Origin of the sequence: Pseudonocardia xinjiangensis (assembly GCF_012911925.1) — a bacterium.
In the GTDB taxonomy this organism is placed as follows: Bacteria; Actinomycetota; Actinomycetes; order Mycobacteriales; family Pseudonocardiaceae; genus Pseudonocardia; species Pseudonocardia xinjiangensis.
Map to the genome: position 1 here is coordinate 13,967 of NZ_JAAXKY010000005.1, position 17,696 is coordinate 31,662.

Annotated in this window: 21 protein-coding genes; 4 read left to right on the forward strand and 17 right to left on the reverse strand. The window is 71.0% G+C overall.

The features are described from left to right. Nucleotides 1–52 precede the first annotated feature (52 nt). The 5 genes from HF577_RS03120 to HF577_RS03140 all read right to left on the reverse strand — a co-directional run bounded on the left by HF577_RS03120 (nt 53) and on the right by HF577_RS03140 (nt 4,345). On the reverse strand, nt 53–997 hold the full coding sequence (locus tag HF577_RS03120; protein WP_169394183.1) for an isopenicillin N synthase family dioxygenase: 945 nt from the start codon (nt 995–997) through the stop codon (nt 53–55). Continuing rightward, nucleotides 994–1,467, reverse strand: coding sequence for a nucleoside deaminase (locus HF577_RS03125; RefSeq protein WP_312858915.1), 474 nt, complete (start codon nt 1,465–1,467; stop codon nt 994–996). The genes HF577_RS03120 and HF577_RS03125 overlap by 4 nt, the downstream gene beginning before the upstream one ends. Next, nucleotides 1,464–2,894: a purine-cytosine permease family protein gene (locus tag HF577_RS03130; RefSeq protein WP_169394184.1), complete on the reverse strand. Its 1,431-nt coding sequence runs from the start codon at nt 2,892–2,894 to the stop codon at nt 1,464–1,466. Before HF577_RS03130 ends, HF577_RS03125 begins: the two co-directional genes overlap by 4 nt. Before the next feature lie 31 nt (nt 2,895–2,925). Next, nucleotides 2,926–3,207, reverse strand: coding sequence for a hypothetical protein (locus tag HF577_RS03135; RefSeq protein ID WP_169394185.1), 282 nt, complete (start codon nt 3,205–3,207; stop codon nt 2,926–2,928). Nucleotides 3,208–3,406: 199 nt separating this feature from the next. Then, a complete protein-coding gene (locus tag HF577_RS03140) occupies nt 3,407–4,345 on the reverse strand; it encodes a sigma-70 family RNA polymerase sigma factor (RefSeq protein ID WP_169394263.1) in 939 nt (312 codons plus the stop codon). A 74-nt stretch (nt 4,346–4,419) separates the two neighbouring features. Here HF577_RS03140 and HF577_RS03145 point away from each other — a divergent pair, with 74 nt between their 5' ends. Continuing rightward, nucleotides 4,420–5,139 carry an FMN-dependent NADH-azoreductase gene (locus tag HF577_RS03145; RefSeq protein ID WP_169394186.1) on the forward strand — a complete coding sequence of 240 codons (720 nt, stop codon included), beginning with the start codon at nt 4,420–4,422 and terminating at the stop codon, nt 5,137–5,139. On the opposite strand, the gene truA is transcribed toward HF577_RS03145, so the two are convergent. From truA to HF577_RS03190, 9 genes are all read right to left on the reverse strand, one after another. Next, a complete protein-coding gene (truA, locus tag HF577_RS03150; protein ID WP_211173735.1) occupies nt 5,067–5,996 on the reverse strand; it encodes a tRNA pseudouridine(38-40) synthase TruA in 930 nt (309 codons plus the stop codon). The genes HF577_RS03145 and truA overlap by 73 nt on opposite strands. Next, nucleotides 5,993–6,733, reverse strand: coding sequence for a 50S ribosomal protein L17, sunset domain variant (gene rplQ, locus HF577_RS03155; RefSeq protein ID WP_169394187.1), 741 nt, complete (start codon nt 6,731–6,733; stop codon nt 5,993–5,995). The genes truA and rplQ overlap by 4 nt, the downstream gene beginning before the upstream one ends. 2 nt (nt 6,734–6,735) lie before the next feature. Beyond that, nucleotides 6,736–7,779: a DNA-directed RNA polymerase subunit alpha gene (locus HF577_RS03160; RefSeq protein ID WP_169394188.1), complete on the reverse strand. Its 1,044-nt coding sequence runs from the start codon at nt 7,777–7,779 to the stop codon at nt 6,736–6,738. Between the two features lie 102 nt (nt 7,780–7,881). After that, nucleotides 7,882–8,487 carry a 30S ribosomal protein S4 gene (gene rpsD / locus HF577_RS03165; RefSeq protein ID WP_169394189.1) on the reverse strand — a complete coding sequence of 202 codons (606 nt, stop codon included), beginning with the start codon at nt 8,485–8,487 and terminating at the stop codon, nt 7,882–7,884. A 19-nt stretch (nt 8,488–8,506) separates the two neighbouring features. Continuing rightward, on the reverse strand, nt 8,507–8,914 hold the full coding sequence (gene rpsK, locus HF577_RS03170) for a 30S ribosomal protein S11 (protein ID WP_169394190.1): 408 nt from the start codon (nt 8,912–8,914) through the stop codon (nt 8,507–8,509). Next, complete coding sequence (gene rpsM / locus HF577_RS03175; RefSeq protein WP_169394191.1) at nt 8,914–9,294, reverse strand: 30S ribosomal protein S13; 381 nt, start codon at nt 9,292–9,294, stop codon at nt 8,914–8,916. Before rpsM ends, rpsK begins: the two co-directional genes overlap by 1 nt. A gap of 189 nt (nt 9,295–9,483) precedes the next feature. Next, entirely contained in the window at nt 9,484–9,600 is a 117-nt protein-coding gene (rpmJ, locus tag HF577_RS03180) for a 50S ribosomal protein L36 (RefSeq protein ID WP_169394192.1), read from the reverse strand. 84 nt (nt 9,601–9,684) lie between these two features. After that, nucleotides 9,685–9,906 (reverse strand): translation initiation factor IF-1, encoded by a 222-nt coding sequence (gene infA / locus HF577_RS03185; protein WP_028929190.1) that lies wholly within the window; start codon nt 9,904–9,906, stop codon nt 9,685–9,687. A 186-nt stretch (nt 9,907–10,092) separates the two neighbouring features. Further along, nucleotides 10,093–10,557 (reverse strand): DUF1707 SHOCT-like domain-containing protein, encoded by a 465-nt coding sequence (locus HF577_RS03190; protein ID WP_312858916.1) that lies wholly within the window; start codon nt 10,555–10,557, stop codon nt 10,093–10,095. A 172-nt stretch (nt 10,558–10,729) separates the two neighbouring features. On the opposite strand from HF577_RS03190, the gene HF577_RS03195 reads away from it, so the two are divergent. The 3 genes from HF577_RS03195 (at nt 10,730) to HF577_RS03205 (ending at nt 14,614) form a co-directional block, all read left to right on the forward strand. Next, nucleotides 10,730–12,022: an MFS transporter gene (locus tag HF577_RS03195; RefSeq protein WP_169394193.1), complete on the forward strand. Its 1,293-nt coding sequence runs from the start codon at nt 10,730–10,732 to the stop codon at nt 12,020–12,022. A gap of 247 nt (nt 12,023–12,269) precedes the next feature. After that, a complete protein-coding gene (locus tag HF577_RS03200) occupies nt 12,270–14,420 on the forward strand; it encodes a carbon starvation CstA family protein (protein WP_281359644.1) in 2,151 nt (716 codons plus the stop codon). Beyond that, complete coding sequence (locus tag HF577_RS03205) at nt 14,417–14,614, forward strand: YbdD/YjiX family protein (protein ID WP_169394194.1); 198 nt, start codon at nt 14,417–14,419, stop codon at nt 14,612–14,614. Before HF577_RS03200 ends, HF577_RS03205 begins: the two co-directional genes overlap by 4 nt. 90 nt (nt 14,615–14,704) lie before the next feature. On the opposite strand, the gene HF577_RS03210 is transcribed toward HF577_RS03205, so the two are convergent. Genes HF577_RS03210 through HF577_RS03220 form a run of 3 tightly spaced genes read right to left on the reverse strand, consistent with a single transcriptional unit; the run spans nt 14,705 to nt 17,531 of the window. Beyond that, nucleotides 14,705–16,087 carry an NAD(P)(+) transhydrogenase (Re/Si-specific) subunit beta gene (locus HF577_RS03210; RefSeq protein WP_169394195.1) on the reverse strand — a complete coding sequence of 461 codons (1,383 nt, stop codon included), beginning with the start codon at nt 16,085–16,087 and terminating at the stop codon, nt 14,705–14,707. Beyond that, the gene (locus tag HF577_RS03215) at nt 16,087–16,431 is read right to left on the reverse strand and encodes an NAD(P) transhydrogenase subunit alpha (protein WP_169394196.1); all 345 of its coding nucleotides are present in this window, start codon (nt 16,429–16,431) and stop codon (nt 16,087–16,089) included. The genes HF577_RS03210 and HF577_RS03215 overlap by 1 nt, the downstream gene beginning before the upstream one ends. Further along, nucleotides 16,431–17,531, reverse strand: a complete 1,101-nt coding sequence (locus HF577_RS03220) for a Re/Si-specific NAD(P)(+) transhydrogenase subunit alpha (protein WP_312858917.1) — start codon at nt 17,529–17,531, stop codon at nt 16,431–16,433. The genes HF577_RS03215 and HF577_RS03220 overlap by 1 nt, the downstream gene beginning before the upstream one ends. Between the last annotated feature and the right edge of the window lie 165 nt (nt 17,532–17,696).

The window sequence follows — 17,696 nt, forward strand, 5'->3', positions numbered from 1 at the left end:
CGCTAGCTCTGCAGGTCACCGCCCCGTGGGCGTTCGGGAGAACTGGGGCCGGCTACGCGACGGAGATCGCGTCCAGCCGCTCCCGCAGGAACGGCGCGGAGACGACCGGCTCGAGGTCCGACCGGCGGCCGATCGGCGGGGTCAGCGGCGTGACCAGCGCGTCGTGGTCCAGCTCGAAGAAGAACACCAGCGAGACGAGCTCCTCGTGCGGGGACTCCGGCTGCGGCGGCAGCACCCGGTGCCGCCCGGAGCGCCAGCGCAGGCCCGTCCAGTGCGCGAGCAGGTCGCCGATGTTGACGGTGAGCGCGGCCGGGTCGTACGGGGCATCGACCCAGCCCGTGCCCTCGATGTCGACCTGCAGACCACCCGCGCCCGGCTCGCGGTCCAGCACCGTGACCGTCCCGAAGTCGGTGTGGGAGCCGATCCGGAACTGGCCGGGGGCGGGCGGGCCGACCTCGGTGAGCGGCGGGTACCGGTTGATGTTGAACGTCCACGTCGGGTGGCAGGCGAGCCTGGTCAACGTCTCCCGGGACAGGCCGAGGGCGTCCGCACACAGCTCCAGCAGCTCGCGCGACACCGCGGTCATCGCGGCCGCGTAGCGGTCCACGGCGTGCCGCAGCTGCGGCACCTCGGGCGGCCACACGTTCGGCGGGAACCACACGTCGTCGACCTCGGGGTCGCCCGTCGGGGTGTCCGGCCCGACGGCGAAGGACTCCTTGAGGTCTGGCGGTGTCTCCGTGCCCTCGACGTTCCCGTTCGCCTCCACCCCCGGGGCGAGCCAGCCGCGGCCACCGATCCGCACCGCATAGCGGGCCTTCACCTCGGCGGGCAGGGCGAAGAAGGCCCGCGCCGCCGCACGCACCTCGGCGCGCAGTGCGGCGTCCACCCCGTGCCCCGTCACCAGCAGGAAGCCGGCCCGTCGCAGTGCCTCGTCGACGGCGGCACCGATACCCGCGGCACCGCCCCGCCACGCCGCCAGATCGACCGTCGGGATCATGAGGGTTCTCCGATGTCCTCGTGCCACAGGTCCGGACGGGCGGCGATGAAGTCGGTCATGAGGTCGACGCAGCGACCGTCGTCGAGCACCGTGACCGAGACGCCGTGCTCGGCGAGCCAGTCGTGGCCGCCGTGGAAGGTGCGGGCCTCTCCGACGAGCACCGCGCCGATCCCGAACTGGCGTACGAGCCCGGAGCAGTACCAGCACGGCGAGAGCGTGGTCACCATGATCGTCGAGCGGTAGTCGCGTTGCCGCCCGGCCGCGCGGAACGCCGCCGTCTCGGCGTGCATGGAGGGGTCGTCGTCCTGGACGCGGCGGTTGTGCCCGCGCCCGAGCAACGTGCCGTCGGCGGCGAACAGCGCCGCCCCGATCGGGATGCCCCCCTCGGCGAGGCCGGCCCTGGCCTCGCCGAGGGCGACGTCGAGCAGCACGGCCGGATCGGTCACCGCCGGGTCGGGCAGGGTGGTCACGGTCTCACTCTGCGGGGCCAGCCGCCCGTCCCGCAAGCGGCGTGAGGCCGGAACAGCAGCGCGTACACCGCGGCCGACAGCGCGATGCCGACGAGGAACGTCACGTCCCCCACGCCGGGGACGAGCCGCGGCACCAGCCCGACGAACAGCACCTGGTTGGAGAACAGCGGGACCGACACCACGATGCCCACGAGGAGGGCGACCACGCCAGCGGGGTTGCGGTGGCCGCGGTCGTAGAGCAGCTCGGTCGGGAGCCTGCCGCGGCGCAGGTACTGGTCGGTGAGCACCACGCCGAGCCACGGCCCGATCCAGTAGACGATGACGAGGAGGAACCCCTCGTAGCTGTGGGCCGCGTCCGGGAGTGCGATCAGCGCGATGAGGAAACCGACCACGCCGAACGCGGCGGCGACCACCGCGCGCGCCCAGCGGAACGGGACGTCCACGCCCATGCTGAGGAAGGCCATCGCGCCCGAGTAGACGTTGAGCACGTTGGCCGCGATCGCGCCCAGGGCGATGGCCAGCAGGGTGAGGCTCGCGAGCGCACCGGGGAGCACGCCGACGAACGCGGTGGCGGGGTTGTCGGACCCCACCCCGGCCGCCGCGGTGGCGCTCACCGACGCCGCGCCCACCACCATGAGCACGGTGGTGGAGCCGAACAGCCCGAGCCCGGCGGCGAGCCCCGTGCGCAGCCGCGAGGACTCGGCAGGCAGGTAGCGGGCGTAGTCGGCCGCGTACGGGCTCCAGCCCGCCGTGTAGCCGAACACGGCGCCGACGGTGAGCAGGAACCCGCCGACCCCGCCGGTGCCGCCACCGGCGGGAACGGCCGACGGATCCGACCGCGCGAGCACGATCACCGCCGCGAACGCGAACACCACCGCGAGCACGGGGAAGGCGAAGCGCTCGAAGACCTGCACCAGGTTGTGCCCGACGAACGCGACGCCGATCTGCACGAGCACGACGACCACGAGCCAGGCCGCCGCCGGCAGTCCGGTGAGCGAGTTCAGGGCGAACGCCGCGCTCACGCTGTTGACCGCGAACCAGCCGAAACCCGACGTGATCGTCATCAGCCCGGAGGGCAGCACGTTGCCCCGGTAACCGAACGCGAGCCTGCCCAGCACCATCTGCGGCACACCCGCGGCGGGACCGCGGGCCGAGAGCACGCCGTGCGCGAGCGCCGCCAGCCCGTTGCCGAGCAGCACCGCGGCCACGGCCTGGGGGAAGGTGAGCCCGAACGCCTGCACGGAGAGGACGCCGACGAACACCGTGGCGAACTCGAGGTTCGGGGAGGTCCAGGTCCAGAAGAGCTGCCGCGGGCGGCCGTGGCGCTCGGCGGCCGGGATCGGCTCGTTCCCGCCCGGCTCCACGGCGATCACGCGCCCGCCGTAGTCACGGTCGACGGAGACCGGCTGTACGGGATCCGCTGTCATGGACGCTCCTCGGATGCGCGCTCTGGCCGGATCAGCGGTGCGGTGGCACCACGGTGAGGCCCAGTGCCTGCAACACGGCCTGCATCTGCTCCACCGCAGTCTTCCCCGGCCGTTCCCGCAGCTGGAGAACCGCGCGCTCCACCTGTTCCGCGGTCACCACCCTCGCTGCCGTCGCATCCGCCACGGCTGTGCCGACGGGTTCCCCCCGTACCGGCAGCGTGATCGTGGCGTGGGAGGAGGTGCCCGCAGCGGGGGCTGCGGCAACCGGGCGCTCGACGGGGTCGGGCAGCCGCGTGGGGGGCGAGGTGAGCACGGCATCTCCGTTCTGATCAGCAGGCACGGGTGTGAAGGGCGCGCCCGGTGTGCCGGACGCGCCCTCTGGATCACGGTACGGGTACGGGTGATTTGTTCCCATTGCGAGGACGGGGGCTCCCCGTGGGAGTTACACAGAGTTGACAGACGAACCATCAAGGGAGGCTGGGCGGGGCCGTCAGTGTGACGGCCGACGAGCGTCAGCGCCAGACCCGGCAAGGAGAGCCGCCGGCGAACATTCCCTGGTCGTCGACCAGTGCCAGGTCGAGCAGTCGGAGACGGGCGGGGTCGGCGATCACCTCGAACCCGGCGATCTTCTCGTCCGCGATCGTGAAGGTGAGGGCGAGGAGCAACCGGCCGTGCGGGGCCACCACGGCTCCGATCCTGCCGTTCACGAGGACCGGCTCGGCCAGCCGAGCGCGTTCTCTCGAGAGGAGACGTGCCTCCTCCGCCACGTCTCGCGCACCCCGGATCTCGGTTGCGACGCCCGACGGAAGGGCGGCGCGTTCGGCCCGGCGGACGACGTCGGGCGCGAGCACCTCCAGCAGCGCGTCGATGTCACCGTCGCGTACGGCCGCGAGGAAGGCCTCGACGACCCTCCGGTGCCGGACCAGCGCGCCGGCGGGCACAGCGTCTGCACCACGAACCTTCCTGCGGGCGCGACCGGCGAGCTTCTTGGCGGCGGCCGGCGAGCGCGCCACGATCGGAGCGATCTCGTCGAACGGCACGGCGAACACGTCGTGCAGGACGACGACGACCCGCTCGGCGGGGGCCAGCCTGTCCAGGACCACCAGCAGCGCGCGGCCTGCCGCGTCGGCCTGCTGTGCCTCGTGGGCGGGATCGGTACCTCCCACGCCGGTCCCGAACGGCTCGGCGCGCTCGGGCAGCCGCGACCCGACGGGGTGCTCCCGCCGCGCCGCGCGGGAGCGCAGCATGTCCAGGCACAGGCGAGCGACGACCGTGGTCAGCCAGCCGGCCAGGTTGTCGACCGCGCCGGTGTCGGAGCGACTGAGCCGCAGCCAGGCTTCCTGCACGGCGTCGTCCGCCTCGCCGAGCGAACCGAGCATCCGGTAGGCGACAGCGCGCAGGTGGCCGCGGTGCGTCTCGAACCGTTGGGCCAGCCGGTCCTGCTCGTCCATGTGTCCCCTCTGCTCCACGGGCTCCGTCATAGGGATGACGAGACGGACGCACCTGATGGGACAGGGAGCTGCAGATGACTTTCCTGCGCGTGGACTCGAGCATCCGCGACGAGGAGTCGGTCAGTCGTGAGCTGACCGACGCCGTGGAGCGAGCCTGGCTGGCGGCTGACCCGGACGCCGAGGTCGTCCACCGCGACCTCGCCGCAGCTCCCGTCCGGCTCGAGACGTGGCAGCTCGCCACCTACGGGGGGTTCCTCCCCCCGGACCTGCGGACCCGGGCCATGCGGGACGCCAGTGCCGCCGCCTGCCGCGCCGCCGACGAGGTGCTCGCCGCCGACGCCATCACCGTCGGCGCCCCGTTGTACAACTTCGGCGTCCCCGCGGCCCTGAAGTCCTGGATCGACCTGCTGATCACCGATCCCCGCTTCGACCCCCGCCACACGCCTCTCGGCCGGTCCCTGGCCGGCGTCCCGCTGAGTCTGGTCATCGCCCGCGGCGGCGGCTACGGCCCGGGATCCCCCCGCGAGGGCTGGGACCACTCCACCCCGTACCTGGAGCGGATCTTCGGTGACGTGTTCGGCGCCGAGGTCACCCTGATCGTCGCCGAGCTCACCGCCGCCGACATCGACCCCGCCATGGCCGCGCTGCGGCCGCTGGCCGCGCGGTCCCGCGCCGATGCACTCGCCCGTGCCGGGGCCGTCGCCGCCGAGCACGCCAGGGCTCACGGCGCGCCGAGCACCCGGCGGCGACGGGTGGCGCTGGCGCGGGCGGCGAGCTCGGCGTCCGGCGGATAGTCGACGGCCACGAGCGTGAGACCGTGGGCGGGGGCGACGGGCACATCGCTCGCGCGCTCGACGCGTGTGAGCAGCTCGGCGGGCCAGTTCGCCGTCCGGCGCCCGCGCCCGACGTCGAGCAGCGCCCCGACCAGGCTGCGCACCATCGAGTGGCAGAAAGCGTCGGCGGACACGGCGGCCTCGACCACCCCGTCCTCGGCGAGGGTCCAGGACAGCTGCTGCAACGCCCGGACCGTGGTGGCTCCCTCCCGGCGCTTGCAGAACGCGGCGAAGTCGTGCTCGCCGAGCAGCAGCTCGGACGCGATCGTCACCGCGGTGAGATCCAGCGGGTGCGGCCAGGACAGGGTGTCCCGCGCCCGCAGGGGCTCCGCGCCGTGGGCGGCGGTGGCCACCCGGTAGCGGTAGTGCCGGCGCAACGCCGAGAACCGCGCGTCGAAGGCCTCGGGCACGGGCGTCACCGCCCGCACCCGGACGTCCGGCGGCAGCAGCCGGGCCAGCCTGCGCACCAGCCAGGCGGCGTCGAGGTCGGCCGGGAGGTCGGCGTGTGCCACCTGCCCGGTGGCGTGCACGCCCGCGTCCGTGCGACCCGCGACGGTCAGCGCCACGGGCTCCCGCAGCACCGTCGACAGCGCCTCGGTCAGCACACCGCACACGGTGCGCCGCCCCGGCTGGATCGCCCACCCGGAGAAGTCGGTGCCGTCGTAGGAGAGGTCGAGCCGGAACCTCCGCGAGTCGCCCGTCTCGCGCCCGCGAGTCGCCCCTTCTCCGGCGTCGAGCCGGCCCGGAACGCCCGCGAGCCCGCCGTCACGGAGGACGGCGGGCTCGACGGGGTGGTGCGGGTGCTGCGGAACTATCAGGACTCCTCGGTGGAGTCGTCCTCACGCTGCGACCGGGGCAGCTCGAACCCGGCGGCCTCGGCGGCCTCCGGGGTGGCGAACCAGACCTCGGGCACAGTGCTGTCGTAGGACGGCGACCCGGGCACGTGGTACAGCTTCGAGTTCTCGTTGCCCTTGATCGGGAACCCCTCCGGGGCCTCCGACGCGTCGTCCAGCGGGGCGTGGCTGCCCTCGCCGTACGGCGCGTCGGCGGTGGAGGTGCTCTCCTCCGCGTCGGTGGCCGTGGCCGTGGTGGTGGCCTCGGTCTCCTCGGCGGTCTCCTCGGCCGGAGCCGCGGCCGGGGTGGCCCGCTGCTGCGAGGACGCGACGCGGCGGGCGCGCTCGGCCTCGTCGGTGACCGTCTTCTGCTGGACCAGCTCGATCACGGCCATGGGGGCGTTGTCGCCCTTGCGCGGCAGCGTCTTGGTGATCCGGGTGTAGCCGCCCTCGCGGTCGGCGAAGAACGGGCCGATGTCGGCGATGAGCCGGTGCACGACCGTCTTGTCGCGGATCACCTTCTGGATCTCGCGACGGTTGTGCAGGTCGCCGCGCTTGGCCTTGGTGATCAGGCGCTCGGCGTAGGGCCGGAGCCGCCGTGCCTTGGCCTCGGTGGTGGTGATCCGGCCGTGCTCGAACAGCGCGGTGGCCAGGTTGGCCAGGATCAGCCGCTGGTGCGCCGGCGACCCGCCGAGACGGGGCCCCTTGGTGGGCTGAGGCATGGCTACAGCTGCTCCGTTTCTGCGTAGTCCTGGCCGTCGTCCCCGAAGGTCTCGGGGTCGAACCCGTCGGAGCCGTACTCGGCGGCCGCGGCCGACGGGTCGAATCCGGGCGGGCTGTCCTTGAGCGCGAGCCCGAGGCCGACGAGCTTCATCTTGACCTCGTCGATGGACTTCGCACCGAAGTTGCGGATGTCGAGCAGGTCGGCCTCACTGCGGCCCACCAGCTCACCCACGGTGTGGATGCCCTCGCGCTTGAGGCAGTTGTACGAGCGGACCGTGAGGTCCAGCTCCTCGATCGGCATCGCGAAGGCCGCGATGGTGTCGGCCTCCTGCGGCGACGGGCCGATCTCGATGCCCTCGGCGTCGACGTTGAGCTCGCGGGCGAGCCCGAACAGCTCGACGAGGGTCTTGCCGGCCGAGGCCAGCGCGTCCCGCGGCGTGATCGAGGGCTTGGTCTCGACGTCGAGCACCAGCTTGTCGAAGTCGGTGCGCTGCTCGACGCGGGTGGCCTCGACCTTGTAGGTCACCTTGAGGACCGGCGAGTAGATCGAGTCGACCGGGATGCGGCCGATCTCGGCGCCGGTGGCCTTGTTCTGCATGGCCGGGACGTAGCCACGACCCCGCTCGACGACGAGCTCCACCTCGAGGCGGCCCTTGTCGTTCAGCGTGGCGATGTGCAGGTCCGGGTTGTGCACGGTGACGCCGGCCGGGGGCACGATGTCGCCTGCCGTGACCGGGCCGGGGCCCTGCTTGCGCAGGTACATCGTGACCGGCTCGTCCTCCTCGGAGCTCACGACGAGCTCCTTGAGGTTGAGGATGATGTCGGTGACGTCCTCCTTCACCCCGGGCACGGTCGTGAACTCGTGCAGCACGCCGTCGATGCGGATGCTGGTGACCGCGGATCCCGGGATGGAGGAGAGCAGGGTGCGCCGGAGCGAGTTGCCCAGCGTGTATCCGAAGCCCGGCTCCAGCGGCTCGATGACGAACCGGGAGCGGGTGTCGACGACCGAGTCCTCGGTCAGGGTGGGGCGCTGAGAGATCAGCATGGGTGGGTGCCTCCTTCAGGCCTGCGGCAACCGCTATTTGATGCCGCAGCAAGCCCCGGCCCCTCCCTACGGGACCGGGGGTGTCGAGCCGCTACTCGCGGACTACTTCGAGTAGAGCTCGACGATCAGCTGCTCGGTGACCTGCGTGTCGATCTGCGCACGCTCGGGCAGCTGGTGGACCAGGATGCGCAGGGTCGAGGGAACGACCTGCAGCCAGCCAGGGATCGGGCGGTCGCCCACGAGCTCCTTGGCGATGATGAACGGGTCGGTGCCCAGCGACTTCGGCTTGACGTCGATGACGTCGTACTGCGAGACGCGGTAGCTGGGGATGTCGACCTTGTGACCGTTGACGATGAAGTGGCCGTGGTTGACCAGCTGCCGCGCCATCCGCCGGGTGCGGGCGAGCCCGGCCCGGTAGACGACGTTGTCGAGACGCGTCTCGAGGATCTGCAGCAGGTTGTCGCCGGTCTTGCCCTGGCGACGGTTGGCCTCTTCGTAGTAGCGCCGGAACTGCTTCTCCAGCACGCCGTAGGCGAAGCGGGCCTTCTGCTTCTCCTGCATCTGCAGGAGGTACTCCGTCTCCTTGATCCGGATCCGGCCGTGCTGGCCGGGCGGGTAGGGACGGCGCTCGAACGCCTGGTCGCCGCCGACGAGGTCGACCTTCAGCCGGCGGGACTTGCGGGTCATGGGTCCGGTGTAACGAGCCATGTCTTGTTACTCCCTTTCCCTAGACCCGGCGCCGCTTGGGCGGCCGGCAGCCGTTGTGCGGCTGCGGGGTGACGTCGGAGATGGTGCCGACCTCGAGGCCGGCTGCCTGCAGCGAACGGATCGCGGTCTCACGCCCGGAGCCGGGGCCCTTGACGAAGACGTCGACCTTCTTCATGCCGTGCTCGGCGGCCTTGCGGGCGCAGTTCTCTGCGGCCATCTGCGCGGCGAACGGCGTGGACTTGCGCGAGCCCTTGAAACCGACGTGGCCTGCGGAGGCCCACGCGATCACGGCACCGGTCGGGTCGGTGATCGACACGATGGTGTTGTTGAAGGTGCTCTTGATGTGCGCGTGTCCGTGCGCGACGTTCTTCTTCTCCTTGCGGCGGACCTTCTTCGGTCCGGACGCGGAGCGGGTGCGGGGCGGCATTACTTCTTACCTGCCTTCTTCTTGCCGGCGACCGTCTTCTTCGGTCCCTTGCGGCCGCGGGCGTTGGTCTTGGTGCGCTGGCCGCGCACCGGCAGGCCCCGGCGGTGCCGGATCCCCTGGTAGCAGCCGATCTCGATCTTGCGACGGATGTCGGCCTGCACCTCGCGGCGCAGATCACCCTCGACGCGGTAGTTGTTCTCGATGTACTCGCGGAGGGCGGTGAGGTCCTCGTCGGTCAGGTCCTTCGACCGCAGGTCGCGGTCGATACCGGTGGCCTCGAGGATCTGGAGGGACCGGGTGCGCCCGATCCCGAAGATGTAGGTGAGCGCGATCTCCATCCGCTTGTCGCGGGGAAGGTCGACGCCGGCAAGACGTGCCATTCGGCGGGGTACTCCTCTGTTCTCATTGAGCCAGGTCTGCCCGACGCCCGTCCCGGACCGTTGTCGTCCGGGCCCCGGCCTGGTTCCGGGGGTGGACCGGGCCCGTGTGGCCCGGCAGGTGCGTCGGGTTCCTCTGTGTTGCCGTGGTGCTCCAGGGGTGACGCCGTCTGCGACGGCGGACACCCGTGATCAGCCCTGGCGCTGCTTGTGGCGCAGGTTCGAGGAGCAGATCACCATGACCCGCCCGTGACGGCGGATCACCTTGCAGTTGTCGCAGATCTTCTTGACGCTCGGCTGGACCTTCACGTCCGTCGCTCTCTCAGTTGTCGGTGCGGTTTCGACGTGACATCACGAGCTCCGTCACTGTCGGTCGTGACGGCGCAGGCTCCGTCACTTGTAGCGGTAGACGATGCGGCCGCGGGTCAGGTCGTACGGCGACAGCTCGACCACAACGCGATCCTCGGGGAGGATCCGGATGTAGTGCTGGCGCATCTTGCCGCTGATGTGGGCAAGAACCCGGTGTCCGTTCTCGAGCTCCACGCGAAACATCGCGTTCGGCAAGGGCTCAACCACCCGGCCCTCGACCTCGATCGCCCCGTCCTTCTTGGCCATATCCTCCGCGTTCCGTGACAGGTGTGCGTACTCTCGGTTCCGTGCATGGGCACGTCGTTGCTCCGGGACCGTGGGGTGCGGGAGGCACGACGGAACCGGCGCCTATGGCGCGCCGAACTCCCAGTGTACGACCGTTGCGGACGGGCCCGCACATGGGGTACGCGCCGCGCCGCCACCGGCACCCGTTCAGGGCTGCCGGCGCCGCTCCCGCAGCCAGGTGGACAGCAGTACCAGCCCCCACGGGCCGACCACCCAGAGCCACCACGGGTACACGAACGACGCGGTGGCGACGCAGCTCATCGCCCAGATCGCGATCGTCGTGACGCTCGCGCCCGCCCAGCCGATCACGGCGCCGTGCCGGTCCCGGTCGAGCAACGCGTCCTGATCCCGGAGGGCAGGTGCCGGGGCGGCCGGAACCACCGTAGGGGGTGACGGCGGGCCGCCCGGGAGGTCGGCGGTGAGCGCGCGGAGATCCCCGTAGGTGCGCGCCGCCAGCGTGGCGGTGATCCGCTCGTCGAACTCCGCGGGATCGAGCCTGCCCTCGGCATGGGCCGCGCGCAGCCGGTCGAGCACGTGCTCACGGTCGGCGTCGCCCGCCCGCATGTTCTCGGGGCGCACGTAGGGCGAGCCGGGCTCTGCCGTCTCCTCCACGGTCCCATGGTGCTCCGCCGGACCCGGTGTGGCCACCGGTCGAGCGGCCCCGGACGGTGCGATCCCGACAAATGACGCGCTCCGGGCACGAGGGCCGGTTATCGTCGCGGTTCCGCCCGTTTCGAGCCGGTGTTGCCCTGAAGTCCGGTTCACGTTGTTCCCTGGAACGGTGATGACCGAACAGCCCGCAGGATCCGCCGCCCCGGCCGGCCGACTGCCCCGCCCACTGCGCCCCTTCCGCCACCGCGAGTACCGCCTGCTGGTGACGTCGATGGCCGCCTCTCTGTTCGCGAGCGGGCTCTGGCTCGTCGCGATCGTCTACCAGGTCATCTCGATGGGAGGCGGCCCGTCCGAGCTGTCCGTCGTCGCTGCCGCGTCGAGCGTCGGGATGCTGGTCAGCGTGCTGATCGGCGGCGTGGCCGCCGACCGGCTGCCCAAGCGGGCCGTCATGATCGGGGTGGAGGTCGTCCGTATCGCCTCGGCAGGCGGGGCAGGCGCGCTCGCGGTCACCGGCGCGCTGCAGCTGTGGCACCTCGCCGCGATCGCGTTCGTCATGGGTGCGGCCGAGGCCTTCTTCTACCCCGCCTACTCGGCGATCCTGCCCACCCTGCTCCCCCCGGAGGAGCTGCTCGCCGCCAACGGCGTGGAGGGCACCCTGCGGCCGATCGCCCAGCAGGCCCTCGGTCCGGCGCTGGCCGGGGTGCTGGTCGGCGCGTTCGTCCCCGGGATGTCGATCCTGGTCGCGGCCGGGATCTACACGCTCGCCCTCGGCGCGCTGCTCGCCATGCGCGTGGCACCGGTCGCCACGAACACGGCGGCGCCCAGCTCCGTGCTCGCCGATCTGGCCGAGGGCTTCCGCTACCTCTTCCGCACCGCCTGGCTCTTCGCCTCGCTGGCCTTCGCCTCGTTCTACGTACTGGTGCTCATCGGCCCGATCGAGGTGCTGCTGCCGTTCGCGGTGCGCGACCAGACCGGCGGCGGTGCGAGCAGCTTCGCGCTCGTCCTGGCCGCGTTCGGGATCGGCGGGGCACTCGGGTCGATCATCGTGTCCTCGTGGCGGCTCCCCCGCCGCTACCTGACGGCGATGATCCTGCTGTGGGGCGCCGGAGCGGCCCCGCTGATGCTGATCGGCATCACGCCGCACCTGTGGGTCATGGCCGCGGCGAGCTTCGCGGTCGGGTTCACCGGCGCGATGGCGATGGTCATCTGGGGCACGCTCCTGCAGCGCCGGGTCCCCCCGCACCTGCTGGGACGCGTGTCCAGCCTGGACTTCTTCGTGTCACTCGCCCTGATGCCGGTGTCGATGGCGCTCGCCGGGCCGGTCGGGGAGTGGCTCGGCGTCCCGATGACGTTCGTGCTCGCCGGTGCGATCCCCGTGTTCCTCGCGGTGGCGGCGATCGTCGGGTGGCGGCTGCCTGCCGACGAGATCGCCCACCCCCTCGACAGCCCGGCGGTCACGGCGTGAACACGCCGCAGGGGGCGTCGCGGACCCGAGCGGCGCAACCGGGGCGGCACAGAACAGCCAGATGTGTCCAAAAGTCGCAAGACGGCGCAGAATCTCCCGCGCGGACGTCGACCGAAAGGAGGACGTCGGCACCTACTGCATCGACAACCGCGGCGATGGCGCCGCGGAGGGCGCGAGGAGAACTGATGGTCGCGATGCTGCGGAGCAGGAGCACCCGGTGCGGCGGGGCGCCCGGGGGAGGTGTCGCATGACGCTCACGGAGGCGCGGTCGCGCATGAACCCCCGCTCGGTGCTGATCTGGACCGTGGTGGCCCTGATCGGCGCCGTGGCCTGGGGCGTGCTGGCACTCTCCCGCGGGGAGGAGATCTCCGCGATCTGGCTGGTGGCGGCCGCGCTGGGGTCCTACGCCATCGCCTACCGGTTCTATGCGCGGTTCATCGTCAAGAAGGTGCTGCAGGTCGACGACAGCCGGGCGACACCCGCCGAGCGGCTGGACAACGGCACCGACTTCCAGCCCATGGACCGCCGGGTGCTGTTCGGTCACCACTTCGCGGCGATCGCCGGGGCGGGCCCGCTGGTCGGGCCCGTGCTCGCGGCTCAGATGGGATACCTGCCCGGCACGATCTGGATCATCGTCGGCGTCATCTTCGCCGGCGCCGTGCAGGACATGGTCACCCTGTTCTTCTCGATGCGCCGCGACGGCAAGAGCCTGGGCCAGATGGCCCGTGACGAGATCGGCCCGATCGGCGGCATCGCGGCACTGATCGCCGTCTTCGCGATCATGATCATCCTGCTCGCCGTGCTCGCGCTGGTCGTGGTCAACGCTCTGGCGAAGTCGCCGTGGGGCACGTTCTCCATCGCCATGACGATCCCGATCGCCCTGTTCATGGGCTACTACATGCGCGTGATCCGGCCGGGGCGGGTGGTCGAGACCAGCCTGATCGGGGTCGCGCTCCTCCTGCTCGCCATCGTCGCGGGCGGCTGGGTGCAGGACTCGAGCTGGGCGGACGCGTTCACCCTCGACCCGCGCACCCTGGTGATCTGCCTGGTGATCTACGGCTTCGCCGCGTCGGTGCTGCCGGTGTGGATGCTGCTCGCGCCGCGCGACTACCTCTCGACGTTCATGAAGATCGGCACGATCGTCCTGCTGGCCCTCGGCGTGCTGATCACCGCGCCGGTGCTGCAGAACCCGGCGGTCACCGAGTTCGCGATCAACGGCAACGGGCCCGTGTTCGCCGGGTCGCTCTTCCCGTTCGTGTTCATCACGATCGCCTGTGGCGCGCTCTCCGGGTTCCACGCTCTCATCGCCTCGGGCACCACGCCCAAGCTGATCCAGAAGGAGTCGCAGGTCCGGCTCATCGGCTACGGCGCGATGCTCATGGAGTCCTTCGTGGCGATCATGGCGCTGATCGCGGCGAGCATCCTCGACCCGGGCCTGTACTACGCGATGAACGCCCCCGCGGGGCTGCTCGGCACCACGGTGGAGTCGGCGTCGCAGGCGGTCAACAACCTCGGCTTCACGATCACGCCGGAGGCGCTCGCGGCGGCTGCCGCGTCCGTGCAGGAGAGCACCCTTGTCGCCAGGACGGGCGGCGCACCCACCCTGGCCGTCGGGATGTCGGAGATCTTCTCCGGCGCGTTCGGCGGCGACGCGCTCAAGGCGTTCTGGTACCACTTCGCGATCATGTTCGAGGCGCTGTTCATCCTCACCACGGTGGACGCGGGCACCCGGGTCGGGCGCTACATGCTCCAGGACACCCTCGGCAACGTGTACAAGCCGATGGCCAACGTGAACTGGAAGCCCGGCATGTGGTTCACCAGCGCCGTGGTCGTGGGCGCGTGGGGCTACTTCCTCTACGCCGGCGTCACCGACCCGCTGGGCGGGATCAACCAGCTCTTCCCGCTGTTCGGCATCGCCAACCAGCTGCTGGCCGCTGTGGCGCTGACGGTCTGCACGACACTGCTGATCAAGAGTGGGCGCGTGAAGTGGGCCTGGGTCACGGGCATCCCGCTGGCGTGGGACGCGGCGGTGACGCTCACGGCGAGCTACCAGAAGGTGTTCTCCCCCGACCCGACGCTGGGGTTCTTCGCGCAGCGGGACAAGTACGCCGCGGCGCTGGAGCAGGGGCAGGTGCTCGCACCGGCCAAGAACCTCGGGGAGATGCAGACGGTCGTCACCAACTCCACGGTCGACGGCGTGCTCGCCGCCCTGTTTGCGATCCTGATCATCATCGTGATCGCCAACGCGCTGGTCGTCTGGTACCGGGCACTGACCTCGTCCGAGCCGCTGCCCAGCACGGAGGCGCCCGCCGTCCCGTCGCAGATCGTGGCGCCGTCGGGGCTCATCCCCACGGCCGACGAGAAGCGCGCACTCGCCGGCACGGGAGACCGGACGTGACCGCCATCGGGAAGGGCGCGATCTGGCAGGGCGTGCGCTGGTACCTGCGCGAGCTCACCGGGGAGTCGCAGTACGAGCGCTACCTCGAGCGGCACGCCCGTGAGCACCCGGGCACGGCCCCGCTGTCGCGGCGGGAGTTCGAACGGCGCCGCATCGACGCCAAGGACGCCACCCCGGGCAGCCGCTGCTGCTGAGAGCAGCCGGCCCCCACTGCAGGAAAGCCACGTTCAGGCAACGTCGTTGCGTGAACGTGGCTTTCCTGCAACCAGGGGCCTCGCGCGGAGCTACAAAGCCTTCAGCTCCTCCGTCACCGCGGCGACGCTCTTCTTCGCGTCGCCGAAGAGCATCGAGGTGTTCTCGGCGTAGAAGAGCGGGTTGTCGATGCCGGCGAAGCCGCTGCTCATCGAGCGCTTCAGCACGATGACCGAGCGGCTCTCGTCGACGTTGAGGATCGGCATCCCGTGGATCGGCGAGCTCGGGTCGGTGCGCGCCGCGGGGTTGGTGACGTCGTTGGCCCCGATCACCAGCGTGACGTCGGTGCGCGAGAACTCGCCGTTGATGTCGTCCATCTCCTTGAGCGCGTCGTAGGAGACGTCGGCCTCGGCGAGCAGCACGTTCATGTGCCCCGGCATCCGGCCCGCCACCGGGTGGATGGCGTACTTGACCTCCACGCCCTTGGCCTCCAGCAGCTTGGCCATGTCCTTCACGGCGTGCTGGGCCTGCGCCACCGCCATCCCGTAGCCGGGCACGACGATCACCTGGGACGCGTACGCCATCTGGATCGCCGCGTCCGCGGCACTGGTGGACTTGACGGTGCGGTCGATGCCGTCGTCCGCACCGGGCAGCGTGGTGGTGCCACCGAACCCGCCGGCGACGATCGCCGGGATAGAGCGGTTCATGGCGGTGGCCATCAGGTTGGTGAGGATGGAACCCGACGCGCCCACGATCATGCCGGCCACGATCATGGCGGTGTTGTTCAGAGCGAGCCCCGCCGCCGCGGCCGACAGCCCGGTCAGGGCGTTGAGCAGCGAGATCACCACCGGCATGTCGGCGCCGCCGATCGGCAGCACCACGAGCACGCCGAGCACGGCCGCGAGCACCAGCAGCCCGATGATCCAGATCTGGGGCGCTCCGCCCATCCCGCCAACCACGGCGCACGCCACGGCGGCCAGCAGCAGGATCCCGTTGACGAACTGCTGCGCCTTGCCCAGGCCGATCGGGCGGCCCGGCAGGATCTCCTGCAGCTTCCCGAACGCGATCAGCGAGCCCCAGAACGAGATCGACCCGACGATGGCCGCGAACATGGACGCCACGACCACGTAGCCGGGCTCGTCGAGGAAGCCGGTGGAGGTGCGGAACTCCGACCAGGCGATCAGTGCCACCGCGCCGCCGCCGACGCCGTTGAACAGCGCCACCATCTGCGGCATCGCGGTCATCTTGACCGTGCGCGCCGACGGCACGCCCAGCGCCGCGCCGATCACGAGGCCGACGATGATCAGCACCCAGTTGTGCCGGACCTCCAGGAGGGTGGCCACCACCGCGATCGTCATACCGACCGCGGCGATCAGGTTGCCACGCACCGCCGTCTTCGGGCCGGTGAGGCCCATCAGGCCGTAGATGAACAGCGCGAACGCGATGATGTACAGAATCGGGACGAGCGTGTCCATCAGTGGCCCTTCCCGTTCGTGGCGACCTTGTCGGCGTCGGGCGCCTGCCGGGCCTCCGGCTTGGCCTTGAACATGCCCAGCATCCGGTCGGTCACCAGGAAGCCACCGATCACGTTGATCATGCCGAACGCGATGGCGATGACCAGCAGGATCTGGTCGATCACCGACGGGTTCTCCAGGTGGCCGAGCACGATCAGGCCGCCCAGCAGCACGATGCCGTGGATCGCGTTGGTGCCCGACATCAGCGGGGTGTGCAACGTGTTGGGCACCTTCGAGATCACGGCGAAGCCGACGAAGCCGGCCAGCACCAGGATCGCGAGGTTCGCCAGCAGTCCGGTCTCCATCACGCATCTCCCCCGTTCACGGTGGCATCAGCCACATCGCGGGTGACGCAGGACTTTGCGAGCACCTCGTCTTTCCAGTCCGGTGCCAGGGCAACCGCACCGTCGTCGTCCTTCAGCATCAGCTCCAGCAACGCGGACACGTTGCGGGAGTACAGCTCCGACGCGTGCTCGGGCATCGTCGCGGGCAGGTTCAGCGGCGACGCGATGGTGACGTCGTGCTTGACGACGGTCTCCCCCGGCTCGGTCAGCTCGCAGTTGCCGCCGCTCTCCCCGGCCAGGTCCACGACGACGCTGCCGGGCCGCATGCCCTGCACCGCCGTGGCCGTGACGAGCGTGGGCGCCTTCCGCCCGGGGACGTTGGCGGTGGTGATCACGATGTCGAACCCGGTGATCGCCTCCTCCAGCCGCTTCTGCTGCTCGGCCCGCTCGTCCTCGGTCAGCTCACGCGCGTAGCCGCCCTCGCCGACCGCCTCGATACCGAGATCCAGCCACTGTGCACCGAGCGACCGCACCTGGTCGGCCACCTCGGGGCGCACGTCGTAGCCGGTGGTCCGCGCGCCCAGGCGCTTCGCCGTGGCGAGCGCCTGCAGCCCCGCGACCCCGACGCCCAGCACCAGCGCCGTGGCCGGCTTCACGGTGCCCGCCGCCGTGGTGAGCATCGGGAAGAACCGGGTGGACTTCTCCGCGGCCAGCAGCACCGCCTTGTAGCCCGCCACGTTCCCCTGCGACGACAGCGCGTCCATCGACTGGGCCCGCGAGATCCGCGGGATCGCCTCCATCGCGAACGCCTGCACGCCGGCGGCCTTCAGCGACGCGATCGTCTCGGCTGCGGTCAGCGGCGCGAGGAACCCGATGAGCGTGGTGCCCGGCCGTAGCCGTCCCACCTCCTCGGCCGTGGGGGGCGCCACCTTCACCACGGCGTCGGCCGACCACGGGTCACCGATCGTCGCTCCGGCCGCGGTGTACAGCTCATCGGGAATCAGCGCGCCCAGGCCGGCACCGGCCTCGACGACGATCTCCACACCCCGCGACCGGAGTTTCTCGACGACCTTCGGCACCAGGGCGACACGGCGCTCACCGGCGGCAGACTCGCGAGGCACCCCCACGGTCGTGCGCCGCGGTACTGTGGATTCTGTATTCACAACACCGGAGCCTAGCCCAGGGATCGGGTAATCAGGAGATACCTGTGACGGGGTACGTACCGATTCGCGTCGATCGACCGATTCAGAGGCCCCGAGCGGTGCCGATAGCACCGGCCCGGCTGC